This is a genomic window from Niveispirillum sp. CC-CTL257, from assembly GCF_059489915.1.
In genome coordinates this window covers 84,108-109,628 of sequence record NZ_JCAJXE010000004.1, presented here as the reverse complement: position 1 = coordinate 109,628, position 25,521 = coordinate 84,108, and the positions used below count along the sequence as shown (strand labels likewise).

The 25,521-nt window shown below is 64.1% G+C and carries 24 protein-coding genes and 1 tRNA gene; 7 read left to right on the top strand and 18 right to left on the bottom strand.

Annotated elements, in window-relative coordinates; all coding sequences use genetic code 11:
- Window positions 1-124: 124 nt before the first annotated feature.
- From ABC729_RS21250 to ABC729_RS21225, 6 genes are all read right to left on the bottom strand, one after another.
- Window positions 125-1,123: an ABC transporter substrate-binding protein gene (locus ABC729_RS21250; RefSeq protein WP_495609608.1), complete on the bottom strand. Its 999-nt coding sequence runs from the start codon at window positions 1,121-1,123 to the stop codon at window positions 125-127.
- Window position 1,124: 1 nt separating this feature from the next.
- Complete coding sequence (locus ABC729_RS21245) at window positions 1,125-2,033, bottom strand: fumarylacetoacetate hydrolase family protein (RefSeq protein ID WP_495609607.1); 909 nt, start codon at window positions 2,031-2,033, stop codon at window positions 1,125-1,127.
- 154 nt (window positions 2,034-2,187) lie between these two features.
- A complete protein-coding gene (locus ABC729_RS21240) occupies window positions 2,188-3,183 on the bottom strand; it encodes an amidohydrolase family protein (RefSeq protein ID WP_495609606.1) in 996 nt (331 codons plus the stop codon).
- Window positions 3,180-3,719, bottom strand: a complete 540-nt coding sequence (locus ABC729_RS21235; protein ID WP_495609605.1) for a 3-hydroxyanthranilate 3,4-dioxygenase — start codon at window positions 3,717-3,719, stop codon at window positions 3,180-3,182. Before ABC729_RS21235 ends, ABC729_RS21240 begins: the two co-directional genes overlap by 4 nt.
- Window positions 3,713-4,147 carry a RidA family protein gene (locus tag ABC729_RS21230; protein WP_495609604.1) on the bottom strand — a complete coding sequence of 145 codons (435 nt, stop codon included), beginning with the start codon at window positions 4,145-4,147 and terminating at the stop codon, window positions 3,713-3,715. Before ABC729_RS21230 ends, ABC729_RS21235 begins: the two co-directional genes overlap by 7 nt.
- Entirely contained in the window at window positions 4,144-4,929 is a 786-nt protein-coding gene (locus ABC729_RS21225; protein ID WP_495609603.1) for a 2-keto-4-pentenoate hydratase, read from the bottom strand. Before ABC729_RS21225 ends, ABC729_RS21230 begins: the two co-directional genes overlap by 4 nt.
- A gap of 80 nt (window positions 4,930-5,009) precedes the next feature.
- On the opposite strand from ABC729_RS21225, the gene ABC729_RS21220 reads away from it, so the two are divergent.
- The gene (locus ABC729_RS21220; RefSeq protein ID WP_495609602.1) at window positions 5,010-5,282 is read left to right on the top strand and encodes a BrnT family toxin; all 273 of its coding nucleotides are present in this window, start codon (window positions 5,010-5,012) and stop codon (window positions 5,280-5,282) included.
- Window positions 5,242-5,523, top strand: a complete 282-nt coding sequence (locus ABC729_RS21215) for a BrnA antitoxin family protein (RefSeq protein ID WP_495609601.1) — start codon at window positions 5,242-5,244, stop codon at window positions 5,521-5,523. The genes ABC729_RS21220 and ABC729_RS21215 overlap by 41 nt, the downstream gene beginning before the upstream one ends.
- Before the next feature lie 10 nt (window positions 5,524-5,533).
- On the opposite strand, the gene ABC729_RS21210 is transcribed toward ABC729_RS21215, so the two are convergent.
- Genes ABC729_RS21210 through ABC729_RS21200 form a run of 3 tightly spaced genes read right to left on the bottom strand, consistent with a single transcriptional unit; the run spans window position 5,534 to window position 8,591 of the window.
- Complete coding sequence (locus ABC729_RS21210) at window positions 5,534-6,289, bottom strand: hydroxymethylglutaryl-CoA lyase-like TIM-barrel protein (RefSeq protein ID WP_495609600.1); 756 nt, start codon at window positions 6,287-6,289, stop codon at window positions 5,534-5,536.
- 31 nt (window positions 6,290-6,320) lie between these two features.
- Entirely contained in the window at window positions 6,321-7,103 is a 783-nt protein-coding gene (locus ABC729_RS21205; RefSeq protein ID WP_495609599.1) for a fumarylacetoacetate hydrolase family protein, read from the bottom strand.
- Between the two features lie 9 nt (window positions 7,104-7,112).
- Complete coding sequence (locus ABC729_RS21200; RefSeq protein ID WP_495609598.1) at window positions 7,113-8,591, bottom strand: 2-hydroxymuconic semialdehyde dehydrogenase; 1,479 nt, start codon at window positions 8,589-8,591, stop codon at window positions 7,113-7,115.
- 314 nt (window positions 8,592-8,905) lie between these two features.
- Here ABC729_RS21200 and ABC729_RS21195 point away from each other — a divergent pair, with 314 nt between their 5' ends.
- Window positions 8,906-9,868 (top strand): LysR substrate-binding domain-containing protein, encoded by a 963-nt coding sequence (locus ABC729_RS21195; protein WP_102114835.1) that lies wholly within the window; start codon window positions 8,906-8,908, stop codon window positions 9,866-9,868.
- Window positions 9,869-9,884: 16 nt separating this feature from the next.
- Here ABC729_RS21195 and ABC729_RS21190 read toward each other — a convergent pair whose 3' ends face one another.
- The 5 genes from ABC729_RS21190 to ABC729_RS21170 all read right to left on the bottom strand — a co-directional run bounded on the left by ABC729_RS21190 (window position 9,885) and on the right by ABC729_RS21170 (window position 14,796).
- The gene (locus tag ABC729_RS21190) at window positions 9,885-11,234 is read right to left on the bottom strand and encodes a sodium-dependent transporter (protein WP_495609597.1); all 1,350 of its coding nucleotides are present in this window, start codon (window positions 11,232-11,234) and stop codon (window positions 9,885-9,887) included.
- A gap of 112 nt (window positions 11,235-11,346) precedes the next feature.
- Window positions 11,347-12,582 (bottom strand): kynureninase, encoded by a 1,236-nt coding sequence (gene kynU / locus ABC729_RS21185; protein ID WP_495609596.1) that lies wholly within the window; start codon window positions 12,580-12,582, stop codon window positions 11,347-11,349.
- A 13-nt stretch (window positions 12,583-12,595) separates the two neighbouring features.
- Entirely contained in the window at window positions 12,596-13,483 is an 888-nt protein-coding gene (locus tag ABC729_RS21180; RefSeq protein WP_495609595.1) for a dihydrodipicolinate synthase family protein, read from the bottom strand.
- Window positions 13,484-13,524: 41 nt separating this feature from the next.
- Entirely contained in the window at window positions 13,525-13,965 is a 441-nt protein-coding gene (locus tag ABC729_RS21175; RefSeq protein ID WP_054169326.1) for a VOC family protein, read from the bottom strand.
- A gap of 24 nt (window positions 13,966-13,989) precedes the next feature.
- Window positions 13,990-14,796: an aspartate dehydrogenase gene (locus tag ABC729_RS21170; protein WP_495609594.1), complete on the bottom strand. Its 807-nt coding sequence runs from the start codon at window positions 14,794-14,796 to the stop codon at window positions 13,990-13,992.
- A 204-nt stretch (window positions 14,797-15,000) separates the two neighbouring features.
- On the opposite strand from ABC729_RS21170, the gene ABC729_RS21165 reads away from it, so the two are divergent.
- Window positions 15,001-15,831: a sulfite exporter TauE/SafE family protein gene (locus ABC729_RS21165; protein WP_495609593.1), complete on the top strand. Its 831-nt coding sequence runs from the start codon at window positions 15,001-15,003 to the stop codon at window positions 15,829-15,831.
- 24 nt (window positions 15,832-15,855) lie between these two features.
- Window positions 15,856-16,512 (top strand): fumarylacetoacetate hydrolase family protein, encoded by a 657-nt coding sequence (locus tag ABC729_RS21160; protein ID WP_495609592.1) that lies wholly within the window; start codon window positions 15,856-15,858, stop codon window positions 16,510-16,512.
- On the opposite strand, the gene ABC729_RS21155 is transcribed toward ABC729_RS21160, so the two are convergent.
- From ABC729_RS21155 to ABC729_RS21145, 3 genes are all read right to left on the bottom strand, one after another.
- Window positions 16,513-17,817 (bottom strand): MFS transporter, encoded by a 1,305-nt coding sequence (locus tag ABC729_RS21155; RefSeq protein WP_495609591.1) that lies wholly within the window; start codon window positions 17,815-17,817, stop codon window positions 16,513-16,515.
- 91 nt (window positions 17,818-17,908) lie between these two features.
- Entirely contained in the window at window positions 17,909-19,639 is a 1,731-nt protein-coding gene (locus tag ABC729_RS21150) for an LVIVD repeat-containing protein (RefSeq protein WP_495609590.1), read from the bottom strand.
- Between the two features lie 72 nt (window positions 19,640-19,711).
- Window positions 19,712-21,991 carry a TonB-dependent receptor gene (locus tag ABC729_RS21145; protein WP_495609589.1) on the bottom strand — a complete coding sequence of 760 codons (2,280 nt, stop codon included), beginning with the start codon at window positions 21,989-21,991 and terminating at the stop codon, window positions 19,712-19,714.
- 762 nt (window positions 21,992-22,753) lie between these two features.
- Here ABC729_RS21145 and ABC729_RS21140 point away from each other — a divergent pair.
- On the top strand, window positions 22,754-23,164 hold the full coding sequence (locus ABC729_RS21140; protein WP_495609588.1) for a hemerythrin domain-containing protein: 411 nt from the start codon (window positions 22,754-22,756) through the stop codon (window positions 23,162-23,164).
- Window positions 23,165-23,244: 80 nt separating this feature from the next.
- Complete coding sequence (locus ABC729_RS21135) at window positions 23,245-25,278, top strand: methyl-accepting chemotaxis protein (RefSeq protein ID WP_495609587.1); 2,034 nt, start codon at window positions 23,245-23,247, stop codon at window positions 25,276-25,278.
- 12 nt (window positions 25,279-25,290) lie between these two features.
- Here the strand turns inward: ABC729_RS21135 and ABC729_RS21130 are convergent.
- Window positions 25,291-25,376 (bottom strand) — tRNA-Leu (locus tag ABC729_RS21130).
- Between the last annotated feature and the right edge of the window lie 145 nt (window positions 25,377-25,521).

Genomic DNA, 25,521 nt, shown 5'->3' with positions numbered 1-25,521 from the left:
AAAGCCGGGACCCAGGGGCCGCGCGCCCGACGTTGAACAAGCGATGATGGACGCTGTGTTTAGGTCAGAGCCTGTGGCCCCTGGGTCCCGGCTTTCGCCGGGATGACGAAGAAGAACGCGACGCTCACTCTGCTGGCAGGTAATCCGTGGTGAACACGTCGCCGACCTTCACGTCGGCTTTCAGCCCATAGGCACTGCGCAGGAAGTCGAGCGTGCCCGCCACCCGGTCGGCCTCCATCCAGCCGGCACGGGCCTGCTGCTTCAGCAACGCGCCGGTTTCCAGCAATTGCTGCTTGGTGATGTCCGCATCCAGCACGGGATAATGTTTCAGCATCACGGCCACCGCCGCGTCGGGATCGGCCAGGGCGGCGGCATAGCCGCGATATGTCGCCTTCAGGAAGGCGCGCACCTGTTCGGGCCGTTCCTTGATCACCTTGTCGCTGCTGATCAGGCCGTTGCCATAAATGTCCAGGTTGAAGTCAGCATAGGCGAGCCAGCCCAGGCTTAACCCCGCCTCTTCCGCCCGGCGGCGGAACAAAGGCAGCGAATTGCCCAGCCAACATTCGCCCGCATCAATCTTGCCCTCTACCAGGGAGGCAACGACGACGGCGGGGTCCAACTGCATCAGCGTGACCTTGCCCTTGTCCACGCCGTTCTTTTCCAGCCAGGCCGGAACCAGCACCTGCATGGGCGAATTCTGCCCGCCGCCGACCACCATGCCGGCCAGATCGGCGGGGCTTTCGACCTTGTGCCGTTCCTTGATGAAGCAGAGGCCGGCGGGCCAGCGGTCGCTGATGGCACCGATCATGCGGGCCGTGCCGCCATTGGCACGGTTCAGGATGACGGCCAGGGGATCGGCATAGCCGAACTGGAACATGCCCTGGTCCAGCTCATTGGCGGTGCGGATGCCGCCGAAGCCGCGCACCGCCTCCACCGCCAGCCCTTCCTCGGCATAGAAGCCCTTATCGATGGCCAGGATGACCCCGGCCATGCTGCCCTGTGGCAGCCAGGACATGTTGAAGGTGACCTTTTCGGCTTCGCGGCTGTCCTCCCCGCATCCGCCCAGCAGCAGGCCGGCGGTGAGAAGGGTGGCGGTGACGAGTGTGCGGGCGAATTGGCGCATCTCACCCCTCCGCAATCACAGGATTGGCGATCTCACCCACATGCTCAATACCGGCCACCATGCGGTCGCCCGGCTTCAGGAAGATGCCCCGCGCCATGCCCACGCCGGCGGGCGTGCCCGTGGCCAGAAGGTCGGTGGGACGCAGTTCCAGCAGGCGCGACAGATAGGCGATCTGTTCAAATGTATTGAAGATCATGTCGGCGCTGGTCCCGTCCTGCATCATCTCCCCATTCACCGACAGGGTCAGGCGCAGGCGGTGCAGATCGGGCACACAGGATTTCGGCACAAACCAGGGGCCGACGGGCGTGAAACTGTCAAAGCTTTTGCCGCGGAACCAGTCATGGCTGAACGGGAAGTCGGCGCGGCGCGTCAGGTCGCGGGCCGAAATATCGTTGACCACGACATATCCCGCGACATGGTCCAAGGCGCGGGCCTCCGGGATGCGCCGTCCGGCCTTGCCGATAACCACCCCAAGCTCCACCTCCCAATCCACCTTCTGGCTTTCGGGCGGCAGGATCACGGGGTCATCGGGGCCGATGATGCTGGACTGGGACTTCATGAAGACGAACGGCGTGCTGTCGGCCTTGGCGGCCAGCTTCGTCTCCATCTCCGCCGCATGCTCGATATAGTTCGAGGCGGCGCCGAAGATGCGGAAAGGCTGGAACGGCACGGCGGTGCGCGGGTTCTTCAGCAGCGCGACCTTGCCCTGACGCGCACCATTGTCGGCGGCGACAGCCAGACGGTCGATACGCGCCTCCAGTGCGGTCCAGCGGCGGATGATATCGGTCACTGACAGACCGGCAATCTCGCCGACATCCGTCAGATCGGCCAGCCTCACGGCCCCGTCGGGCAGTACCAGAGCCGCCGGACCATCGGCATGTTCAAGCGTGGCAAGGGCATACCAGGACATGACTTCCCCCTTGGCCGCCCGGCCTTGCCGGCGGCGTCATCGGATCGGATGGATGGATGGGATTACGTGCGGCCAGTGTCGCGCCCGGCCCTGCACAGAACAAGCATAGGGATGCTATTGCGGAGGGTGATTTTGTTATAACGGCGGGTAGGGCTTACACCCCGAAGAAGCCCGCCGCATTGCCACCCAGGATCTTGGCCTTGGCCGGGGCCGACAGGCCGTCATGGCCGCGCACCAGCGCCCCCACCCGCTGCTCCCCCAACGGGAACGGGTAGTCGGAACCCAGCATCACCCGGTCCTCCCCCATGGTGGCGACCAGCAGTGACAAGGCAGCGTGGTTGAACACGGCGCTGTCCACGTAAAACCGGTCGACATAGGAGGAAGGCAGGTTGGGGCAATCCTTGCGCACGATATCGCGGTGGGTCCAGGCATTGTCCACCCGACCCAGCAGATAGGGGAAGCTGCCGCCGCCATGCGCGAAGCAGAGTTTCAGGCTTTTGGGCAGCCGTTCGAAAGCCCCCGACATGATCAGCGACAGGATCGACAGCTGCGTTTCCGCCGGCATGCCGACCAGCCAGGCCAGCATGTATTTCGGCATGCGTTCACGGGCCATCATGTCCCAGGGATGGACCAGAACGGGGGCACCGATATCAGCGCAATGATGCAGGAAGGTGACGATGCCGGCATCATCCAGGTTCTTGTCACCGACATGGTTGCCGATCTGTACCCCGACATGGCCATCGTTCATGGCGCGGCTGACCTCGGCACAGGATTTGTCGATATCCTGCAAGGGCACCTGGCACAGCGATTTCAGGCGGGCCGGATCGGCGGCACAGATGTCGCGGGCCGCATCGTTGAACAGCTTGGCGCAATCCAGGGCCTGATCAGCGGGACGGGTATAGCCGAACAGGACGGGTGTGGCCGACATGATCTGGATATCAACACCGTCACGGCCCATGTCAGCCAGCTTGGCTTGACCGTTCCAGCAGCGTTCATCAATGGGGCGGAATTCCTCCTCCCCCAGCATGATCATGGCCTGTCCGCCGCCATGATGGCGCATCCAGGGCCAGTTGCGCACCGTGCCGAAGCGTTCGGCCAGATCGGGCCAGTTCTCGGGCACGAAATGGCTGTGCATATCGATGATTGTCATGCCGCACCTGCCTTGGCGACCTTGCCGGGATGGACCGTGCCGCAGGAAGGACAGATGCGCTTTTCGACATTGTCATAGAAGGACTGGAAGATCGGCGGCAGGTCCTTGACGATACTGGACAACTGCACCTCCGCCTTGTGGACGATGCCGCCGCAGCCATCGCAATACCATTGGAAGGCATCCAGCAGACCGTCGGGCCGCTGACGCTCGATCACCAGACCGACAGACCCTTCGACGGGACGCTGCGGCGAATGCGGGACGTTGGGGGGCAGCAGGAAAATCTCCCCCTCCCGGATCGGCACATCCTTTGGCGCGCCGTCGATCCACAGGCGCAGAACCATGTCGCCCTTGATCTGGTAGAAGAACTCCTCCAGCGGATCGACATGGTAATCGGTGCGCTGATTGGGGCCGCCGACAACCGTGACGATGAAATCGGCGTTCGACCATATCTGGGCATTGCCGACCGGGGGGCGCAGCAGATGCTGATGCTCCTCGATCCATTTCGCGAAATTCAGCGGCAGGCCATAGGTCAGCATGGGGTCCCTCCCTTCAGGGGCTTATAGGCCACGGCCTTGATCTCGATCCGCAGATGGGGATGCGGCAGTTGATGTACCGCCACCGTCGTCCGCGCCGGTCCCTCCTGGTCGAAGAACTCGCCATAGACCTGGTTGTAGCCCTGGAAATCATTCATATCGACCAGGAAGGTGGAGACCTCCACCACGTCGCGCAGGCTGGCACCCGCCGCCTCCAGAATGCCGCCGATATTCTCGATCACCGCCCGCGTCTGGGTCCTGATATCAAGGTCGGTGGCGCCTAGATGATCGACCGTGGCGCCGGCGATGGAATTGTCGGGGCGCCGTGAACTGGTGCCCGAAACGAAGATGAAATCGCCGGCCCGGCGGAAATGGGGGAAGCGTCCCCTGGGTACCGCCCGACCCTCGATGACCATGGCATCGCTGCTCATTCTGCCGATCCTTCTGCCGTCATCTGAAACTCGACGCGGCCCAGTTCCTGGGCTTCCAGCGCCACATGATCACCGGGGGCCAGAGCCTCTGCCGCCGTCGCCGCCCCGGCCAGAACGATCCAGCCGGGCTGAAGCGTGACGCCTGCCGCACCTGCCAGCCGGCTGGCCGAGACGAGAGAGCGCAGCGGATCGCCCAGGATGGCCCCGCTGGACCCCATCTGCCGCGCGCGGCCATTGATGGTCATGACCATACCCAATGTGCGCAGGTCCAGGTCGGGCCGGTGCCAGCCGCCGGTAACAAAGCCGCTGGAAGACGCATTGTCCGCCACGACATCGGCCAGCGAGAATTTGAAGTCACGGTAGCGGCTGTCGATGATCTCCAGCGCCGGGGCCACCCCATCCACGGCCGCCAATGCCTGCAGCGGCGTAACCGGACCGGACAGAGGGGCCTTCAGCAGGAAGGCCACTTCCGGCTCCACCCTGGGATGGACAAACCGGGCGAAGGGCATGCTTCCCCCATCCTCCACCAGCATATCCGCCGTCAACCGGCCCCAGATCTGGTCATGCACACCCATCTGGAAGGCCTTGGCGCGGCTGGTGAAGCCCATCTTCACGCCGATAATGCCGGCCCCGCGTTCCACCCGCCGCGCCACCAGGGCCGCCTGCAAGGCGTAGGCCTGATCCAGCGTCAGGTCGATGCCGCTGGTGGAGAACTGCGCGGTGGCGCGGGCCGCACGCGCGGCATCGTCCAGGGTGCGGGCCAGATCATGAATATCAGGCATCACGCCTCTCCTTCCCCATCGATTATTGTCACTACAAAAACTGCTGGACCGATGGCGTTATTGTCGTTACAAATATTCTCATGAACATCACGTTCGACCCGGCCAAGCGCGACCGGACACTGGCGGAGCGCGGCCTTGACTTTGCCGATGCCGCCCTGCTGTTCCGGGGACTGACCCTGACCATGCTGGATGACCGGTTCATCTATCCGGAGCCGCGCTACATCACCTTTGGAATGTTGGACGGACGGATGCTGGTTGTGGTCTGGACGCCGGTGGCTGGTGGCCGCCGCGTGATTTCGATGAGGAAAGCCAATGAGCGCGAACAAGCCCGTTTCCAGCAGCAGTTGGGTTGATCCGGATGACGCGCCGGAACTAAGCGATGACTTCTTTGCCCGTGCCGAACTGGCCGTAGGTGACACGGTGCTGCGACCGGCGGCGGGGACTATGCGCAAGGCTGGCCGGCCCAAGGCCGATACTCGTAAGGCGCAGGTGACGCTGCGTCTGGACCCAGACATACTGGCCCATTTCCGGGCACAGGGGCCTGGCTGGCAGGGACGCATGAACGAGGCCTTGCGCCGCGCGGCGGGACTGTAACCGGCACCGGTCATGCGGCCCTCCCGCTGATATGCTCACAAACCGTCGGCCCCAGCATGCCGGCCACCTGTGCCAGCGCCTGCGGGTCGCAGCCATGCCGCCAGCCCTTGCGCGTGGCGGCAGTGATGAAATGGGACAGCGGGGTAGCGGGACCGGCCAGGGCGGCATCCACCCGCACTGCGCCGTTCTGCACCGCCACCAGGGCATTGGCGACGGCCAGCGACACTTCATGGCTGGCGCTGATCCCGCGCTCGGTGGTGGGCGACAACAGCCGGTCAAAGGCACGCAACCGCGCCGCCACCCCGTCCATGTCCAGCGCACCCGTCACATCCAGGACATGGATGCAACTGGCCCCGAACCCTTCCAGCGCCAGCGCCTGCCGCGCCAGATCACCGGGACCGGACATATGACTGTCCATGGTCAGGGCAGTGACATGCAGGCCAACGCTCCGACCCGCCGCGATGACGGGTTCCGCCGCTTCCAGAGTGGTGAGCGGAACACGCAAGGCACGGATACCCAGGCCGATTGCCCGCTCAACCTCGCCGACGCTCTCCACCGTCATGGACAGCGTAGCGCGCAGCCCCTCGCCCGCCAGCAGTTCGGCTAGTTCCCAATCGCCCGCCGGCATCACGATCCCATCCACCCCCGCCCCTTCCAGCGCGCGGGCCAGCAGGCACAGGGCCTCCCGCCCGAACCGGAACCGCAGGGCCGGCAGGGTCACATCCTCAATTAACAGATGCCGGGGGGACGGGACGGGGCGGGACATAGGATGGTCCTTGGTAGAGCGGCAGCAGCACTCAGACGAACTGGGACCGCACCGTGCCCAGGCCGGCGATCTCTGCCTCCACCGCCTCACCGGGGGCGATGGTGACCATGGGACCCAGCGCCCCCGTCATCAGGAGATCGCCGGCCAGCAGCGGACGCCCCAAGGCGACCATGCGGTCGGCCAGCCAGCGGGCGGCATTCAGCGGGTTGCCCAGGCAGGCACGACCCACGCCGGTCGACACCACCTCCCCGCCCTTGCGCAGGCTCATCCCGCACAAGGACAGGTCGAGATCGGCCAGCCTGCGCGGTGCCGTGCCCAGCACGAACAGGCCGGAGGAGGCATTGTCGGCAATCGTGTCCAGAATACCGATCTTCCAGTCGGCGATGCGGCTGCCCACAATTTCCAGGGCTGGCAGGGCGAAATCGGTGGCGCGGATGATGTCGGCGATGGTGTGGCGATCCGCCGTCAGGTCGCGGCCCAGGACCAGCGCCACTTCCGCCTCCACCTTCGGCTGAAGCACCAGCGAAAGGGGCACCTCCTCCCCATCGCCAAAGCCCATATCGGCGAACAGCATGCCGTAATCCGGCTGATCCACGCCCAGCTGTTTTTGAACCGCGAAGCTGGTCAGGCCGATCTTGCGGCCCACCAGCCGCCGGTCCTGCGACAGGGCATGCGCCGTGTTCGCTTCCTGCACCCGGTAGGCCGCCGCGATATCGCCCGTGGGCAGCAACGGGGTGATGGGCGGGATGGGGCTGCGTTCCTTCTGCGCCAGACGCAGTTTCAGGGCCACGGCCTCAAGGCTTTGCGCGTCCATGGTGTCCCCTTACAGCTTGATGCAGATGGTGGTGGGTTCGGAATAGAAGGCCAACGAATGCTGCCCCCCTTCCCGCCCGATGCCGGAAAACTTGACGCCGCCGAACGGCGTGCGCAGATCGCGTAGGAACCAGTCATTGACCCAGACAATCCCGACCTCCAGCGCGTGCGCCACCCGGTGGGCGCGCTGCACATCGCGGGTCCACAGTGCGGCGGCCAGGCCGTAACGGCTGTCATTGGCCTTGGCGATCACCTCCTCCTCGCTATCGAAGGGGGCGATGTGGCAGATGGGACCGAAAATCTCTTCCTTCACGCAACGCGCATCCTCGGGCAGGCCGGCGATAATGGTGGGCTGCACATAGGCACCCTGATCGCGATGGTCACCGAAACGCGGCACGCCGCCGCCCGTGATGGTGATGGCGCCTTCCTGCCTTGCCAGATCGAAATAGGAGACGACCTTGTCCCGATGCTTGGCGGAGATCAGGGGGCCCATTTCGGCCCCGTCATAAGGGCTGCCAACCTGGATCGCCTCCGCCTTCTGTTTCAGGGCGGCCACGAACCGGTCAAAGATCGGGCGTTCGACATAGACGCGTTCAGAACAGAGGCAGACCTGCCCGCAGTTGCTGAACACCGACCGCACGGTGCCGGCCACGGCATCATCGAAATTGGCATCGGCGAAGATGATGGCGGCGTTCTTGCCGCCCAGTTCGAAACTGACCGGTTTCACGCCCGCCGCCGCACTGCGCATGATGGCGCTGCCGGTGCCGCTTTCCCCGGTGAAGGTGATGGCGTCGATGCCGGGGTGGCTGACCAGGAATTCGCCTGTGCTGTCCGGTCCGAACCCATGGACCAGATTGAACACGCCGGGCGGCATCCCCGCCTGATGCATCACCTCGGCCAGCAGGGCCGCTGTTGACGGCGTATCCTCTGACGGTTTGGCGACAACGGTGTTCCCGCAGGCCAATGCCGGGGCCAGCTTCCAGGACAGAAGCAGCAGCGGCAGATTCCAGGGCGACACAACGGCCACCACGCCCAGCGGCTTGGCAATCGTGTAATTCACGGCCCCGCGCCCGTCGGGCGTGTCGGTCTGAAAGCACTCCGTCGCGCGCGTCAGGACCAGATCGGCGAACAGGTCAAAATTGGCGGCCCCGCGCGGCACATCAATGCTGCGCGCCTGATGCAGCGCCTTGCCGGTATCCGCCACCTCGGCGGCCACGAAATCATCGAACCGCGCGCGGATGCCATTGGCCACAGCGCGCAGCAGGGTCACCCGGTCGCGTACCGGCATGCGGCCCCAGGGACCATGCAAGGCGGCCCGCGCCGCCTTCACCGCACTGTCCACCTCTGCCTTACCCGACAGATGTACCGGGGCAAGGGTTGCGCCATCGATGGGGGAGATGTTGGGGAAACTGTCCCCCGCCGTCACGAACTGCCCACCGATATAGGCGGGTATGGTGCGGCCCTGAAAGGGATAGGCGTGGTGGGACATGGAACGAAACCCGTTCTCTGCTGCCGGGGCAGTGACTGCCCGCGCGGCCTGATGGGTTCCACGCTATCGGGGCCTTGTATAATAGAAAAATACCATTTCAGTGATCCGATATATGGGAATAGCTATAGCTGATGAGGATGCTTCTTCATCGTCATCCAGGCGAAAGCCGGGCCCCAGGTGCCCAAAGAACCGGCGGCCCCTCAGCAGTGAATGATGCGGGTTGGACGGGTTGGGCTTACGGCCCCTGGGTCCCGGCTTTCGCCGGGATGACGAGAGAAGGGGAAAATCAAGATGCACGGGGCACGGAGGAAAACATGAGCCTGAACCTGACGCCGCTGGTGCTGGAGAACCGCCTGCGGGCGCGGTTGAAATTCAAGCAGTTGCAGCTGCTGGTGATGGTGGCCGAACATAATAATATCCTGCGCGCGGCCCAGGTGCTGAACATGGCGCAGCCGGCGGCCACCAAGACCATTCGGGAACTGGAACAGACGCTGGGCATGGATCTGTTCGACCGCACCTCGCGCGGGGTGACACCCACCCTGTTCGGCGAAGTGGTGGTGCGGCACGCCAAGCTGATCCTGTCGCAGCTCCGCCACGCGTCGGAAGAGCTGGTATCGCTAAACACCGGCACGACCGGCAAGATCGCGGTGGGCACCTTGCTGGCCGCCGCCCCCACCCTGCTGCCGCGCGCCATCGTCCTGCTGAAGAAGGAACGGCCCAACATCAATATCCAGGTGGTGGAGGGCACCAACGACAAGCTGATGCCCATGCTGCGCGTCGGTGATCTGGACATGGTGGTGGGCCGCCTGCCCGAATATCGCGAGCGTGATGGGCTGTCGCAGGAGGTTCTCTATTACGAGCCGGTATCCATCGTGGCGCGTAAGGACCATCCACTGGCCGGACGGGGCGAGCTGACCCTGGCGGACCTGATGGATGAGGAATGGATATTGCCGCCACCGCAGACCAGCCTGCGCCGACAGATCGAAACCGCGTTTCGCAAGGCGGGGCTGCAGCCGCCCATCAAGACCGTGGAATCGGTCTCCATCCTGACCAACCATACCCTGCTGCTGGAAACCGACATGGTCGCCGCCATGCCCTATCAGGTGGTGCAGAGCCAACCGGGTCTGGTCCGCCTGCCCGTCAATCTGCGCACCGCCCTGGGGCCGGTGGGTATCACCCTGCGGACGGGCGTGGATCTGACGCCGGCGGCCACCTACTTCGCCGGTGCCTTGCGGCGGGTGGCCAAGGATGTGTCGGCGGATCGTGAAATGAATTAAGGGGGCCGAAGCCCCCTTATTCCACCACCTTCGCCGCGAAGATCACCGCCAGAGCCAAGGGTGCCATCCAGCGAATGCAGAAGCGCCAGGCCCGGAAGGCCAACCCTTCCCCCAACTCCCCCACCTGCACTGCCCGGCTGATCTTCCACCCGACCAGGACCGCGATCAGGCAGCCGCCGCCGGGCAAGACAATATTGGAGGTCAGGTAATCGAACAGGCCAAAGAAGGTCTTGTCCGTCAGCAACCCTGCCCAGGCCAGCGGCTTCACATCCGACCAGATGTTGAAGGACAGGACCGACAGGATGCACAGGCCCCAGGACAACCCGCCCGACAGCAGGGCCGCATAGGCCCGCTTGCAGCCCAGCCGTTCGGTCAGGAAGGATACCGGCGCCTCCATCATGGAAATGGCCGAGGTAATGGCCGCCGCGAACAGCAGCACGAAAAACGCCACCCCCACCACAGCCCCGCCCGGCATCTGGGCGAACATGTACGGCAAGGTCACGAAGGTCAGGGCCGGGCCGCCCGCAGGGTCCAGCCCCATGGCGAATAGAACCGGGAACACCGCGAAACCGGACAGCAGCGACACGAACACCGCTGATCCCACGATGATGACCGACGACCGGATCACCTTCTCCCCCCGGTCCATGTAGGAGCCATAGGCCATCAGGTTGGTGGCCCCCACGCCCAGCGCGAAGAAGGCCTGACCAAAGGCATCCAGCAGCACGTCGGGCGTCACCTTGCTGAAATCCGGCGTGAACAGGAACCGAGCCGCCGCCGCAACATCACCCACCAGCATGGCATATCCCGCCATGGCCAGCAGCAGCAGGAACAGGATGGGCGTCATCACCTTGTTCGCCAGTTCCACCCCGCCCGTGATACCGCGTGCCGAAATGGCAACGGTCGCCCACAGGAACAGGCTGGACCAGGCGAACAGGCGCACGGGATCGCCGACCAGCCCGTCGAACCGGGCCTGGGCAATACCGGCGCTATCCGCCGCCGGGTCCAGGATATAGGCCATGACCCAGCCACCCACGACGCTATAGAAGGACAGGACCAGAATGGCCGCCGCTACACCCGCCAGTCCCAGAAAGCCCCAGCGTGGGCTGGCCCCCGCCTCCACCGCCGCCGCCCGGATGGCGTTGGGCGGCGATACCCGGTAGCGCCGTCCCACCATCAGTTCGGCGATCAGCAGCGGCAGGGCGAGTGCGACCACCGACAGCAGGAAGGTCAGCAGAAACACCGCCCCGCCGCCCGTGCCGACCGTGTAGGGAAAACGCCAGATATTGGCCAGCCCCACCGCCGACCCGATGGTCGACAACAGGAAGGCCAGACGCGACGACCATTGCTCACGGGGTTGGCTGGACATGGGCGGGCCTTGCGATGATGGGGATATTGGTAGCGCGGATAAGCGAAGCGTAATCCGCAGTGCGACAGTGCCGGGGTATCCGCGGATTACGCTTCGCTAATCCGCGCTACGATCAGGTCACGGCGTCCTTTGCCTGAAACCGTTCGTCGCGCCACAGCCCGCGTTCCATGATGTCGGCCAGGATATCGACGGCATCGGCGATGTCCGTGTAGCGCAGGTAGAGCGGCGAGAAGCCGAAGCGCAGGGTGTCAGGCGCGCGGAAATCGCCGATCACGCCGGCCTCAATCAAGGCCTTCATGATGGGATAGCCCTGGGGATGGGCCAGCGCCACATGGCCGCCGCGTTGATGCCCGTCACGCGGGCTGTCCAGGCGGAACATATCCGACCCCAGCCTTTCCTCCACCAGGGCGATGAACAGGTCGCCCATGGTGCGGGCCTTGGCCCAGGCCAGGTGCTTGTCGGCGCGCACGGCCAAGTCGATGCCGGGTTCGGCGGCCTGCAGGGAGAGGATGCCCTGCGTACCGGTCAACATGCGCCCGATGCCATCGGCGGGGCGGTAATCACGGTCAAAGGCGAAGGGGGCGGCATGGCCCCACCAGCCGGACAAGGGCTGTTGCATGGCGGCATGGTGACGCTTTGCTGCGAAGATGAAGGCCGGGCTGCCCGGCCCGCCATTCAGATATTTGTAGGTGCAGCCCACCGCGAAATCGGCCTTTGCCGCGTTCAGGTCCACCGGAATGGCCCCGGCGGAATGGCACAGGTCCCAGACGGTCAGGGCACCGACCGCATGGGCCCTTTCGGTGATCGCGGCCATGTCCAGGATATGGGCCGTCTTGTAATGGACATGGGTCAAGGCCACGACGGCGACATCGTCGGTAATGGCATCCAGGATGCCATCCTTTTCCACAAAGCGGATCTTGTGACCCTGGCCCAGGAAAGCGGCCAGACCCTGTACCATGTAATTATTGGTGGGGAAGTTGCTGCCTTCCATCACAATGACGCGCCGGTCGGGACGCAGGGCGCAGGCGGCGGCCACGGCCTTGAACTGGTTCACGCCGGTGGCGTCGGTCACCACGACCTCCCCGGCGTCCGCCCCAAGCAGTTGGGCCAGCCTGTCGCCCAGCTTGTAAGGGGCGGCGAACCACCCGGCACTGTTCCAGGACCGGATCAGGCCGACACCCCATTCCTGCGTCGCCGCCTCTGCCGCGCGCTGTGCCGCCTTGGTCGGCATCGGACCCAGCGAGTTGCCGTTCAGATAGATCACACCCGGCGGCAGGGTGAATTCATCCCGGAACCCGGAAAGCGGGTCGTTACGGTCCAGGGCCTCAATCTCAGCACGCGTCGGCATGGTCGTTCCTCCCTCAAAGCCCCAGCTTGCGCAGCAGGGCCGCCTCTGCATCGCCGTCCAGCGACATCAGAGGTGCCCGCAGGCGCGACCATTCGGCATCATTATGCAGATGCGCCAGCACGGCCTTGACCGCCGGCACCAGCGGCACACCGGCGAAGGCATTACGGAACTCCGCCACGCGGTCCAGCCGGTCACCCTCTGCCGGGGTGCCGATAGCGTCCACCAGGGCGCGGATGGACCTTGCATGCAGGTTGGCGGTGGCGCTGATGCAACCGGCCCCGCCGCGCGCGATCAGGTCGACCATCCGCGCCTCGGTCCCGGCGAAAATCTCCAGACCCGGCAGGGCCTCCAGCACGGCCTGGGTGTTGGTCCAGTCGCCGGAACTGTCCTTATAGCCCCGGATCGTGGATCCATGCGCCCGCACCAGATCCTGGGCCAGCGTCGGGGTGATGGGCACGCCCGACGTCTGCGGGAAATGGTAGAGATAGATCGCCAGACGCGGATCATTCACACCCTCGATCAGGTCGCGGAAATATCGGCGGACACCGGCGTCGGGCACGCCCTTGAAGAAGAAGGGCGGCACCACCAGCACGCCAGCACAGCCGCTGTCAGTGGCGTGCGATGACAGCAGCACCGTATCGGCCAGCGCGCAGCAGCCCGTGCCGACCAGCAAACGGCCCGGCTCAATACCCTGCGCGATCAGGCTGTCCACCACCATCATGCGTTCCGCATTGGTCAGGGACGCGGACTCGCCCGTGGACCCGAACAGCAGAAGGCCATCGGCACCTTCGGCCAGAAGCCAGCGGCAATGGGCCGCCATCCGGCCCAGATCGATCTTGCCATCAGCGAAAAACGGGGTGGCGACCGCCGGCACGATGCGGGCGAACGGTTGGGTGGCCATGGGATGGCTCCGGGAATTGAAGTGTAGGGGAGAAGGGTGTTTCAGCCCGCCTTGGGCTTGTAGCTGGACGTACCGACCCAGCCGCGTTCGGAAATATCGATCATGACGCTGGCGGGGCCGGTCATCTTATATTCGGCATTGTCCTTATCGGGATTCTTGCCCAGACCCTGGGCGATGTTGATATCGTGGCGCGGGGGGAAGCCCTGGTCTTCCATATATTCTGCCGTCGCTTCCACATCCTCGCACTGGAAACCCAGATGATGCAGGCCGTTATAGCCTTCGGGGAATTCCAGACCGGCAGCAGGCCGGTTCTTGAAGCGTAGGAGTGCGATGTTGATCGTGCCATCTGTCACGTAATAGCCCTGGGCGTTGCGGCTATCGACGCGGCCCGCGACGGTCCAGCCCATGACATTAGCGAAGAAATCGCGCGACGCCTCCGGGTCCTGGGTGGAAATGGCGACATGCTTCAAGGGGATGACCATGATGGTTTTCCTCAAGGATTAAGGTCAGGAGCCGACGCGGAAGGCCGAGGTCAGGCCCCGCACGGCAGCGACGAGGGACAAGGCCGTGATGCGGCCCGTGCCGGGGTTTTCCACCGTCGGCACATTCTCAATCTCAAGCGTCAGGCGGGCGCTGTCGGCGTCCACCACGATGCGGTGGCAATTGCGGGTCACGGACGGATCGGCCCAGATCTGCAACTGCGTGCGGTCGGGGCCAATGCCGGCCAGGCCCAGGGCGGCGGCGACATTGACATTGGCCGGGAACCGCGCTGCACCCTCCCGCGCCGATCCGTCGAACAGCTTCAACGGTTCGGTCAGCGACAGCAGGTCCAGCCCGCGCTCCACCACTTCCTTGGCCTTGGTCAGCGATGTTGGGGGCTTGCGCGTCACCATGGTGACGGAATGGATGGTCCCTTCCGCCGCAGCCCGCACCGCATCAAAGCCCAGCAGGGCACCTGTGGCCAGGATGATGCGCCCGCCATGGGCGCCAGCGGCATCAATGATGTCTGGGCGTTGCAGCAGGGCGGCCCCGCTGACCGTCACCAAGGTACGACCACGCGCCAGGGCCGGCAGGGCGATATCGGCAAAGGCCGCCGTGGGCGCACACTCAACGATGATGTCGCAAAGTTCGGCCAGGGTGGCCGCATCGACCACGGGCACCTGTGCCTTCAGGCCACCCATGCGGGTCCGCGCCTTGGCCGCATCGCCGCTGGTGACGGCGGTCAGGGTCAGTCCCTCCATCCCGGCATCCAGCGCCCGGCCCACGGCCGCCCCGATGGTGCCATATCCGGCGATCCCGACCCGTAAAACCATGATGCGCTTTCCCGCTTGGCTGAATTGATCCCAGGCTAGGCCCGTCCGCTATGCCGGGAAAATACCGATTTCACCGCCTGATATGGGAGAAGCGATATAGCGGGTGTTATGCCAAAACCGCCATATCACCCGGCGGCCTTGGTCTTTGATCGCCATAGCGCGATTACCGATGGTGGAGAAAATCCCCTGCCCGATGGAGCCACCATGCCCCCCTGGATTGAGATCGCCGAACTTGCCGCCTTGATGCTGCTGACCGGGCTGGCGGGTGGCATACTGGCGGGGCTGCTGGGGGTCGGCGGCGGCATCATCATCGTGCCGGTGCTGGATATCGTGCTGGGACTGGTGGGCGTGGACCCGGCGGTGCGCCTGCATGTGGCGGTGGCAACGTCGCTGGCGACCATCATCCCCACGGCAATTTCGTCCAGCCGCAGTCACCACCGCAAAGGCGCCGTCGACCTGGACCTGACCCGGTCCTGGGGGCCGGCGGTATTCGTGGGTGCTGCCATCGGCACGGCAATCGCCGGATATGCCAAGGGCGGGGTCCTGGCCGCCATTTTCGGCACCATCGCCTTGGTGGTGGCGGCGAAGATGCTGCTGCCCGCCGGTGCTTTCACCCTGAACCGCTCGCTGCCCAAGGGGCCGGTGGCGCAGACCATGCCGGCGGCCATCGGTGCCTTTTCCAGCATGATGGGGATTGGCGGCGGCACCCTGACCGTGCCTGTCCTGACCCTGTTCAACTATCCGATCCATCGCGCGGTGGGCACGGCCAGTCTGTTCGGGCTGGTCATCGGCATTCCGGGCACCGTCGGCTATGTCCTGACCGGCTGGAGCCGGGCGGATTTGCCGGCGGGCAGCCTTGGCTATGTCAACCTGATCGGCCTGGCCCTGATCGCGCCCGCCACCATGCTGGCCGCCCCCTGGGGAGCGAAGCTGGCGCATAGCCTGAGCAAGCGGCAATTGTCCGTTGCCTTTGGCTGTTTCCTGCTGATCGTGGGGGTGCGGATGCTTTACCGTGCCTCTGCGGTCTTAATTTAACCCCCTGGAACCGGGATTTTCTCCATGTCCGTTTACGCCATCACACCACCCGCCCCCGTCACCCTGCCCGTTGCGGGCAGTGATGCATTGTTCCCGGTGGGCCGTCTGTTCTGTGTCGGGCGCAACTATGCTGCCCATGCCCGCGAGATGGGCGCGAGTGACCGCGAACCGCCGTTTTTCTTTATGAAGCCGGCCAGCGCCGTTTTGCCCGGTGGCGGCACCTTGCCCTATCCGCCGCAGACCAGCGACCTGCATCATGAGATTGAGTTGGTGGTGGCCCTGGGCGCGGGCGGGTCCGTGTTCGGCTATGGCGTCGGGCTGGACCTGACGCGCCGCGATTTGCAGGGGGAGGCCAAGAAGGCCGGCAAGCCCTGGGATATGGGCAAGGTCTTCGACCATGCCGCCCCCGTCTCCGCCCTGGTCCCCGCCGCTGCGGTGCCGAGCGTCGATGCGGGCCGCATCGCCCTGTCGGTGAATGGGGAGTTGCGACAGGAGGGGGACCTGGCGGAGATAATCTGGACCGTGCCGGAGATCATCGCCGAACTGTCGCGTTTCATCACGCTGCTGCCCGGCGATCTGATCTTCACTGGCACCCCCGCCGGCGTGGGGCCGATCCAGCGTGGGGACCGGCTGGACGGGATGGTGGAGGGGGTCGGTACCCTGTCGGTGACAGTGGCCTGATCACACGGTCCTGACCGCGCGCCAGCAGAACAGCAGCGCCAGGGTCAGGACCCAAAGCCACAGGGCAGCCCCCATCGGCTGTGCCAAGACCCAGCCGCCGGCCAGGGCGCTGACCACGGCCCCGCCGCGCCCCAAGGTGGCGGCCCAGCCGATGCCGGCGGCCCGGCAACTGGTCGGATATCGCGCGGCGGCCAGACCATAAAGCCCCACCTGCACCCCCAGAATGGCCCCGCCCGACAGCAAGACAGGCACCATGGCGGCTGTTACGCCTGGAATATGGCCCAAAGCCAGGGCGATGGCTGCGATGGAAAGGGTAAATGCCCCCGTCACGCACAGGGCCGAAAGGCACCGGGCCGCGCCAAACCGTCCGCCGGCCCAGGCACCCAGCACGGCCCCCGCCACACCGCCCAGATTGAACCACATGGACCCACGCACTGCCTGATCCATGGGTAGGCCCAGACCGGACAGTAGGACGGGCAACCAGTTCAGGCAGCCATAAAGCGCCAGCATGGCGGCAAAGAAGCCCGCCCAGAGATACACGGTCGTGATGCGTAGCGGCGCCGACAGAAGCTCTGCCACCCCGCCCTTTCCAGCGGCAAGGGCGGGGGTGCGGAACATCATTCCACTATCAAAACGACTATCGCCGGCCAGCCTGTTCATTAGGTGCCGAAGGTACCCAGCACGATCATCACGCAGCGCAAGAAACTGGGGTGATTCCGGGAGCGTTATGATCATGATCAGGGCCAGAAACGCCGGTGCAACCCCGCCCAGGATGAAGCAGGCTCGCCAACCAAAGGCCGGGATCATCCAGGCGCAAAGGGCGGCCCCCAACATGCCACCGACAGGCACCGCGACGATGACCAACATGACGGCATAAGCCCGCCAGCGCCTTGGCATCCATTCGGCCACCAGGGCAGTGGCATTGGGCACCGCGGCACCTAAGCCCAGACCGGTTGCCAGCCGCAGCAGGCCCAGCGTTACCGGACCAGCGGCCAAAGCCGACAGGGCCGTCATGGCGGCAAAAAACAGGACCGACCCAATCAGGGCCGGCCGCCGCCCCACCCGGTCGCCAACGGTGCCACCCAGTGCCGTCCCCACCGCCATGCCGGCCAGCGACGCCGCCAGCACAGGCCCGAAAGATGCCCGATCCAGCCCCCATTCGGCCAGCATGGCGGGGGCGGCCAGGGCGGCCAGTTGGATATCGAACCCGTCCAGCACGATGATGCCAGTCACCAGCAGCAGAACCAGCACCCGCAAACGGCCAAAGGGCAGCGTTTCCAGCGCCTCGTCGAGATCGCGGATCATAGGGGTTCCCTATCGTGGGTCAGAAAAATGGGGCCGGGCCGCGCTCGGCGATCCGACCCCAGGGAGGGAATGCGTCAGGCCCTACCCGGCCTCAGTCCCGGGGCGGCCAGGGCGTGGTGGGCACGCCAGCCTTCACCGGTCCCAGCAGCGGGCTGGACAGGGCATAGAAGCCGTGATTGGTGAACATCCAGATGATGTTGCGGTCATATTCGATGTACGTGCCGAAGGCCAGATTGCCCTTCACGCTTTCAAATATCTCGCCATCCGTGGGGAAGCGCGGCACGTAATAGCCGGCAATGGTCGGCTTGGCCGGGTCCTTCACATCGAAAATCTGAATGCCGGCATTATAGAAGGCATAGATGGCCAGCCCGTCACGCCCGCCGCCCGGCTGGGTATGGTAACCCGGCCGCTTGGGCCCGAAACTGCCGCGCCGCTGACAGAAATCGGTGAAGGCCGCCTCCTTGGGCGGGGTCGGGCGCGGGAAGGTAGAAATGATCTTCGGGTGTTTCAGGTCGCGGACATCGATGGCGTAGATGTCCTTGTACGGCTCAAAACACTCATCATTCATGGGATAGCCGTTGAGGAAGATGACGCCACTCTTCTCATACTGGCTGAGATTGACATTGTCGGCCTCCGTCCCGGCAAAGCTGGGCGGCAACTCCAGATGGCCGATAATCTTCATATTGGCCGGGTCGGAGATGTCCAGCGTGTAGAGGCCCAGACCTGCCATGGCGGCAAAGGCGACCTTACCCCCCTTCTCCACGGGCTTTGGAATGAACAGCGGCATGCGCGCACCCATCCAGGAGGTACGGTTGCCGGCGCGCGGATTCTTCAGATAGGCGGCCTCATGCGCGGCATCGCCGATGATCTGACCGGGGGCCGCGAAGTTGGACAGCCATTTCGGATTGGCCGGGTTCGACATGTCCCAGGCCTGATAGCCGGGGCTGTAGAGATAATCCTTATATTCGGCGAGCGCGTAGGTGTCGTCAGGGGCCGTCGCCAGGAACATGTATTTGCCGCCATACCAGGCCGGGACATCCAGCGATCCCGACCCCTGCTGCTGCCCGATGGGGGCGGCGGGGTGGGCGGCGTCGGTGGTGCGTGTGGCGATCAGGTCCCATTGATCGGGCAACGGGCCGTTCATGGCATAGACCTTGAACCCCTTCAGGTGGCCCGCATGCCGGATGGCATCCACCTTGTCGGGCTGGCTGCGCTTATCCTCCAGGATGCCGATGCGCGACACCTCAAACGACTGCACCATGACATATTTGCCAAGGGCCGCGTTCCATTGGATCGATGCAGCGCCAATGCCGTCACCGGCGGGGAACGGGTCCTTTTCGGGCGTCGGCCCATCCTTGCCCCAATCCGAACCCTTGGTCGCCAGCAGTTTGGCGTCCCGCGGATCGGTAATGTCGAACACTTTCAGGTGCCGCCGGTTATAGACATACAGGATCCGGCGGTCGCCAAAATCGACGATATTCTGCCATTCATGATAGGGCGAGGCGGAAAGCGGGTAGAACGCCTCCACCTTCATATTCAGCGCGTAATCCTTCTGATCCCAGTATGTCAGCTGTCCGTCGAAGCTGGGTGCGCCATGCACCGCCTCCGTCGCCTTGGGATGCACGAACTTGCCCGTTGCCTTGTCCATGCCCCAGGTGCCGGGGGCCGGCATGGGCGGCATCTTGTCAGGCGTGATGTCGTACCAGCGCTGAATAATGGGGTCGCGGATATCGATCCTGCCCGGTTCGTCGCTGGCCAGGGCCGCGCCGGACAGCAGAGCCAGGACCGCGTACAGGCCGGACAGGCGGAAGGCGGATTTCATGGGCGCACTCTCCTTGACTGGAAACCATGGAGGCAGGGGCGGACGGCACAATCCCCGTCCGCCCCTGCCCCATCAGAACTTCACCTTCAGCGTGACGCCATAGGTGCGCGGCGGAGCGTAGGAGGCCAGGACGGAGCCGATCACGTCGGTCTTGCCCGCCGTATAAAGCTTGTCCGTCAGGTTCTTGCCCCACAGCATCAGTTCCCAGGCCCCATCATCGGCCACGACGCCGACACCGGCATCGATCAGGCCATAAGAGGGGTTCCAGGTGCGGGCGCTGTTCTCATTCTCGAAGAAATAACCATCGGTCCAGCTGTAATCCGCGCGGATCAGGCCATTGACCTTGTCATTCACCGGGAACTCATACTGCGCGCCCGCCGAAAGGGAATTTTTGGGCGTGCGGCGCAGCTTATTGCCCTTCAGGTTGGTGGGCACGGGCCTTGAGCAGAAGCAGGACGGATCATAGCGCAGGGCCGTGCTGATCAGATCGCCCGTGATCTTGCCATCCATCAGGGCATAGGAACCCGACAGGGTCAGCCCTTCCACCGGCACCGCCAGCAATTCCAGTTCCAGCCCCTTGACCCGCGCCTTGCCGGCATTGGCGATGACATTGTCGGGCGGCAGGGAGCTGCTGAAGATCACATATTGCTGCGTCTGCAGGTCCTTATAGTCGGCGATGAAGCCCGTCAGGTTCAGGCGCAGCCGGTTGTCCAGCCATTGCGACTTGATGCCCGTTTCATAGTTCCAGGCAAATTCGGGATTGTAGGGCACGGCGGCTTCGGTCGGGTTATTGGCATTCTCCCCGTTCCAGCCGCCGCTCTTGAAGCCCTTGGCGACAGTGGCATAAAGCATGACATCGTCGTTGGTCTTCCATTGCAGGGTGGCGCTGGGCGTCCAGGCCGACCAGGTGTGCTTGTCGCCAGCGGTGAAAGCGGTTGTGGGGCGGCCCTGCGCGTCCTCGAAATCCTGTCCCAGGAAATCGCCGAAGGCGGCACGCGCCACCGTGAACTTCTTGATATCCTTGGTGTAACGCACGCCACCAATGGCTTTCAGCGTGTCGGTCACGGCCCAGGTGCCTTCGACAAAGGCCGACCAGGTGTCGCCCTTGGCCGTGGTGCGGGCCGTCTCGCGCCCTTGCGCGAAATAATCGACGAAGATGTAATCGGCATCTTCGTTGCGGTCGATATCCTCACCCATATAGAAGAGGCCGGCCATGATATTGAAGGGACTGTCGAAGTCGGAACTGTAGCGGAACTCCTGGCTGAAGGTCTGCACATCCTCAGTCTTGGCATTGATGTAGAAATCATCGTTGAACTTGGACCGGTCGATGCGCCCGAACTGAATACGGCCATTGGCATCGCGCAGCAGCTTGTCCATATCCAGGTAGGAGCCAGCGTCGTTGTTGTTGTCTTCGAACGTTGCATCACGGTAGCCGGTCAGCGAGGTGATGGAGCCGTTCTCCAAGCTCCACACCGCCTTGATGCTGCCGCCGCCGACATCGGAATGCTGGCGCCCATCGACATTATTGGGGCCCCTGCGCGGGTCGGGGTTCTTGAAGGACACATTGTGGGCCGACGGGATGACCATGTCGATCCAGCGGCCGTCGCTGCGCCGACGGGAGAAATCGGCCGATGCCGTCACCTCCAACTGTTCGGATGCGACAAGGCGCAGCGCACCCTTCACGCCCATGGAGGAGAGGTCCTCCACGTCGTTCTTGGTGAAGGTATTATAGGCAAAGCCATCACGGCCACGGGCGGAGAAGGCGATGCGGCCATAAAGATTGTCGGTGAGCGCACCGCCAGTGGCGCCACGGAATTGCAGGAAGCTGTAATTGCCGACGGACACCTCGGCGACCGTATCCTGATCTTCAGTCGGCTGTTTGGTGATGAAATTGACGGCGCCCCCCACGACATTCTTGCCATAGAGCGTGCCCTGCGGCCCGCGCACCACCTCGATCCGTTCGAAATCAAACAGTTCCAGGTTCGTGCCCTGTGCACGGGACAGATAGACATCGTCCAGGAAGAAGCCGACGGCGGGGCTGCTGGCCGCACTTTCAATGTCGGTGCCGATGCCGCGCATGAAGATATTCGGCTCGGTCGCGTTGTCGGCATTCATGGTGAAGCCGGGCACGCGGTTCACCACCTCCAGCACATCGCCGATGCCGGCGCGGGCCAGCCCTTCGGCCGTGAAGGCGCTGACGGAGACAGCGGCATCCTGCAGGCTTTCCGCCCGCTTGCGCGCCGTCACCACGATCTCTTCCAGCATCAGTTCCTGCGACAGCGCCGGCAGGGCGGTGGCAAGGGCGGCACCGGCCAGAAGCACAGCGCGCAGCGTGCGATTAGACTTGGTCATGTTCGAGACCCCCTGTTCCATTCGGTTTTTATCCGCATGGAGAGCCGGTCCGGCGGGACCGAAGGACCGCGTACCCCGCCTCACCCGTTGGGCGGGGATCAGGTGCAGGTAAGATCGGTCCGGCCCGAGGGACAGTCCCTGGAGGCGGTCTCGAATGTTGTGCATGATGCCGTTCCCGGCGGGCAGTGTTTTCAACTGCGCACCATGGTGTGCTTGCTGCCGGAGAGCCTTGCGGCACCGGCCCTTCCGCTCAGGGATCGACGAATTTTCTTCACGTCGCGGTCTGCTCCTCCATGTGTGTCCATCATAGGAAGGGGCAGCATAACAGTAATATACTGAAGGGGCCGCTCGTTATGCCGGGATTGTTATAACAGAGCGTTTCTGCGCCACGCACCCGATCCAATCGCTGTCAGATACCATCGATGCTGCCGAATTGGCATGAGCGACACACATAGGTCGTCGGGTTAATCATGTATTTACGATGTTGCTTTTCGAAGTCCTCTCCATATAATCGCCGAAATTTTGAAGGAAACAAAAAGATGATGTAAGACTGACCACAGGTCACGTTTCAGCGACTGTGACAATTGCAACAAAGCTGCTGAAACAATTGCAATGAAATGCAGGATTTACGGGGAAATTTCCTCTCGATCCTTCTTTCAAGTCTTCCAACATCCAGGATTTGTTTGGAAATTCCACCGGGAAAGCCGGCCGTGGAACCAATAGTCCTGCGCAATCACGGTCAGTACAATGGAACGACAAGGCATGTTCAGCCTGGTCACCTATCGGCGGCAGCACGACGAGATCCGATCCTGTCTTGATCTGCTGGGCGAGGTTTCTGAACAGGTGCGAAAGCCCGAGAGCGCGCGCCAAGCGGCGGCACTGCTGGCCTCCATCTCTTCATTGGTGCTGCTGCATCTCATCGCGGAGGACCATTTCCTGTTCCCGTCCCTGACCAATCACGCCGACCAGAATGTCCGGACCATCGCCGCCCTGTATCTGCGTACCGGTCGCGACCTGCGGCAGGATTTCATGCGCTATGCGGAGCAGTGGGGCGAGCTGCTGATCCATGCCGAACCGGATCGGTTCTACCGGGAGACACAGGAAATCCTGGCCCGGCTTCATCAGCGGATCGAGCAGGAGGATCGCAACCTCTATCCGCTGATCCTCTTCTGACCATTACGTCACTCCAAACCAGCCCATGCCCTGCCTTTTGAGAGATCACAATGCGCCTTCCCTTCCCACATCTGTCCCGGATGTCGATTCCATATCGCCTGCTGATCCTGGTTTCGCTTCCCACCCTGTTTGGTGCGGTTCTTGGCGGTCTGGTCTTGTGGGATCAGGCCGCCACTGTACGGCGCGCCGCCGATCTCCGGGAAGTAGCCGGCCTGTCCGGATATGTCGCGGACGTCGTGCATGAGCTGCAGAAGGAACGGGGCAGTTCGTCACTGATGTTGAGCAGCAATGGCGACCCGGCGGAGGTCGCGCGGCTAACCGCGCAGCGGCAATTGACGGACCAGATGCTGGCCAACCTGCATGCCCACCTGCGCATGCCCTCCCTCACCGATCCCGGTCTGCGCCGCCGTCTGGACGCGGCCGTGCAGACGCTGGCCGGCCTGCCCGACCTTCGCAGCCGCGCCGACCGCCGCGAAGGTCCGGTCCCGGCCGTGACAGGCGTCTATACCAAAATCATCCGGGGGCTGCTGGACGTGGCGGCCTATCTGCCGACACTGTCGGGCGACAACGCACAGATCGCGGCGGCAACATCATTGGTCGCTTTGGGCGAAGCGAAGGAACGGCTGGGACAGCAGCGCGCCGCCGGGGCTGCCGGCTTCCGCCTGGGCCGGTTCGAACCCGCTGCCCACCAGCAATTCATGCATATCGATGGCGAATTCCGCGCCCTCTGGGCCCAGATGCTGGCCAAACTGACACCAGCCCAGACAGACCTGCTTGCCGCGACGGTCAGCGGACCCGCCATCGAGGATGTGAAGCGGATGCGCGCCATCGCCATCGAAGCCGGCTATGGCGGTGACACAAAGGGCGTCACCGGACGGCAATGGTTCGATCAAACCACGATCAATATCGACCTGCTGCGACGGGTAGAACAGAGCCTGGCCGGAGATCTTGTAGCGGCCTCGGCAGCCTCGGCAGCGACCGCACGGCTGCGTCTGACCCTGGCGATCATTGCCGTACTCTCGATCAGCGCGGCCAGTCTGGCTGCCGCGCGCCGCATCGGCCTGTCGATCACCCGCCCCCTGGCTGATCTGGAACAGAGCATGACCCGGCTGGCCCGGCGCGACTGGTCAGTGGACATGCCGGGCCTGGACCGCCTGGACGAGATCGGCGCCATGGCCCGGACCATCGCCGTGTTCAAGCAGTCCGGTCTGGAAACGGAACGTCTGATCCAGGAGCGGGAACAGGAACAGGCGGAGCGGATACGTCGCGCCGGCACCATTGACGGTCTGATTGCCGCCGCCGACCAGACCATCGCCCAGGCCCTGGATTCCGTGGGTAGCGCCATTGAGCAGTTGAGCGGCACCGCCGCCATCATGCGCGGCAGCGTGGAGCGCACGAGGGTCCGGGCGGAGGCCTGCGCCATGGCCGCCGATGAGACATCCGCCAATGTGCAGACCGTCGCGGCTGCCACCGACGAAATGGTCAGTTCCATCCAGGACATCACGCGGCAGGTCGCGCTCTCCTCGCAGATGGCGGAGGAAGTGGCCGGCAAAGCGGCACAGACCGGCAGCACGGTGCAAAACCTTGCCCAGACGGCACAGCAGGTCGGGGCCGTCATCGATTTGATCCGGGACATCGCCGCCCAGACCAACCTGCTGGCCCTGAATGCCACGATTGAGGCGGCACGCGCCGGGGAAGCCGGCAGGGGCTTCGCGATCGTGGCGGGAGAGGTAAAGAGCCTGGCCACGCAGACCGCCCACGCCACGGAGAGCATTTCCAGACAGATCGGTGCCATGCAGGAGGCGACATCAATCGCCGTCGACGCCATCCTGGCCATCAACAATCTTGTCCATGACCTGTCCGGCATCAGTTCGACCGTGGCGGCCACCATCGAGCAACAGAATGCTACGACCTCGGCCATCAGCCAGAACGCGAACAAAGCGGCAGGAGGCACGCAGGCCGTCTCCGGCAATCTGGCGGAAATGCTGGCCGCATCGACGGAGGGGGACGCCGCAGCGGAACAGGTCCTGACGGCTTCGACCGCACTGGGCGGTCAGGCGTCACGCCTGCGTGAAGAAATCACGTCGCTTCTGAAACAGGTCAGGGCGGCATAGTGTGGCGGAATTTGGTGCTCGCTACCGGACTCGAACCGGTACGCCCCGGAGGACAACAGATTTTAAGTCTGTGGCGTCTACCATTCCGCCAAGCGAGCCCTTATAGGGATGGGGAAACTAGCCGAAGGTGGGGCGGGATGGCAAGCGTGTGGTTGTCCGTCAGATAACGATCACACGCTATTCCAGGTACGCCTCGTCGCCAGACCCGTCATCGCGGCAGATACCGCCTGTTTGTGAAGGATG

Excerpts from the sequence above, each read along its gene's own strand:
- ABC729_RS21250 (WP_495609608.1), bottom strand. The coding sequence starts at position 1,123 with ATGCGCCAATTCGCCCGCACACTCGTCACCGCCACCCTTCTCACCGCC.
- ABC729_RS21245 (WP_495609607.1), bottom strand. The coding sequence starts at position 2,033 with ATGTCCTGGTATGCCCTTGCCACGCTTGAACATGCCGATGGTCCGGCG.
- ABC729_RS21240 (WP_495609606.1), bottom strand. The coding sequence starts at position 3,183 with ATGACAATCATCGATATGCACAGCCATTTCGTGCCCGAGAACTGGCCC.
- ABC729_RS21235 (WP_495609605.1), bottom strand. The coding sequence starts at position 3,719 with ATGCTGACCTATGGCCTGCCGCTGAATTTCGCGAAATGGATCGAGGAG.
- ABC729_RS21230 (WP_495609604.1), bottom strand. The coding sequence starts at position 4,147 with ATGAGCAGCGATGCCATGGTCATCGAGGGTCGGGCGGTACCCAGGGGA.
- ABC729_RS21225 (WP_495609603.1), bottom strand. The coding sequence starts at position 4,929 with ATGCCTGATATTCATGATCTGGCCCGCACCCTGGACGATGCCGCGCGT.
- ABC729_RS21220 (WP_495609602.1), top strand. The coding sequence starts at position 5,010 with ATGAACATCACGTTCGACCCGGCCAAGCGCGACCGGACACTGGCGGAG.
- ABC729_RS21215 (WP_495609601.1), top strand. The coding sequence starts at position 5,242 with ATGAGCGCGAACAAGCCCGTTTCCAGCAGCAGTTGGGTTGATCCGGAT.
- ABC729_RS21210 (WP_495609600.1), bottom strand. The coding sequence starts at position 6,289 with ATGTCCCGCCCCGTCCCGTCCCCCCGGCATCTGTTAATTGAGGATGTG.
- ABC729_RS21205 (WP_495609599.1), bottom strand. The coding sequence starts at position 7,103 with ATGGACGCGCAAAGCCTTGAGGCCGTGGCCCTGAAACTGCGTCTGGCG.
- ABC729_RS21200 (WP_495609598.1), bottom strand. The coding sequence starts at position 8,591 with ATGTCCCACCACGCCTATCCCTTTCAGGGCCGCACCATACCCGCCTAT.
- ABC729_RS21195 (WP_102114835.1), top strand. The coding sequence starts at position 8,906 with ATGAGCCTGAACCTGACGCCGCTGGTGCTGGAGAACCGCCTGCGGGCG.
- ABC729_RS21190 (WP_495609597.1), bottom strand. The coding sequence starts at position 11,234 with ATGTCCAGCCAACCCCGTGAGCAATGGTCGTCGCGTCTGGCCTTCCTG.
- kynU (WP_495609596.1), bottom strand. The coding sequence starts at position 12,582 with ATGCCGACGCGTGCTGAGATTGAGGCCCTGGACCGTAACGACCCGCTT.
- ABC729_RS21180 (WP_495609595.1), bottom strand. The coding sequence starts at position 13,483 with ATGGCCACCCAACCGTTCGCCCGCATCGTGCCGGCGGTCGCCACCCCG.
- ABC729_RS21175 (WP_054169326.1), bottom strand. The coding sequence starts at position 13,965 with ATGGTCATCCCCTTGAAGCATGTCGCCATTTCCACCCAGGACCCGGAG.
- ABC729_RS21170 (WP_495609594.1), bottom strand. The coding sequence starts at position 14,796 with ATGGTTTTACGGGTCGGGATCGCCGGATATGGCACCATCGGGGCGGCC.
- ABC729_RS21165 (WP_495609593.1), top strand. The coding sequence starts at position 15,001 with ATGCCCCCCTGGATTGAGATCGCCGAACTTGCCGCCTTGATGCTGCTG.
- ABC729_RS21160 (WP_495609592.1), top strand. The coding sequence starts at position 15,856 with ATGTCCGTTTACGCCATCACACCACCCGCCCCCGTCACCCTGCCCGTT.
- ABC729_RS21155 (WP_495609591.1), bottom strand. The coding sequence starts at position 17,817 with ATGATCCGCGATCTCGACGAGGCGCTGGAAACGCTGCCCTTTGGCCGT.
- ABC729_RS21150 (WP_495609590.1), bottom strand. The coding sequence starts at position 19,639 with ATGAAATCCGCCTTCCGCCTGTCCGGCCTGTACGCGGTCCTGGCTCTG.
- ABC729_RS21145 (WP_495609589.1), bottom strand. The coding sequence starts at position 21,991 with ATGACCAAGTCTAATCGCACGCTGCGCGCTGTGCTTCTGGCCGGTGCC.
- ABC729_RS21140 (WP_495609588.1), top strand. The coding sequence starts at position 22,754 with ATGTTCAGCCTGGTCACCTATCGGCGGCAGCACGACGAGATCCGATCC.
- ABC729_RS21135 (WP_495609587.1), top strand. The coding sequence starts at position 23,245 with ATGTCGATTCCATATCGCCTGCTGATCCTGGTTTCGCTTCCCACCCTG.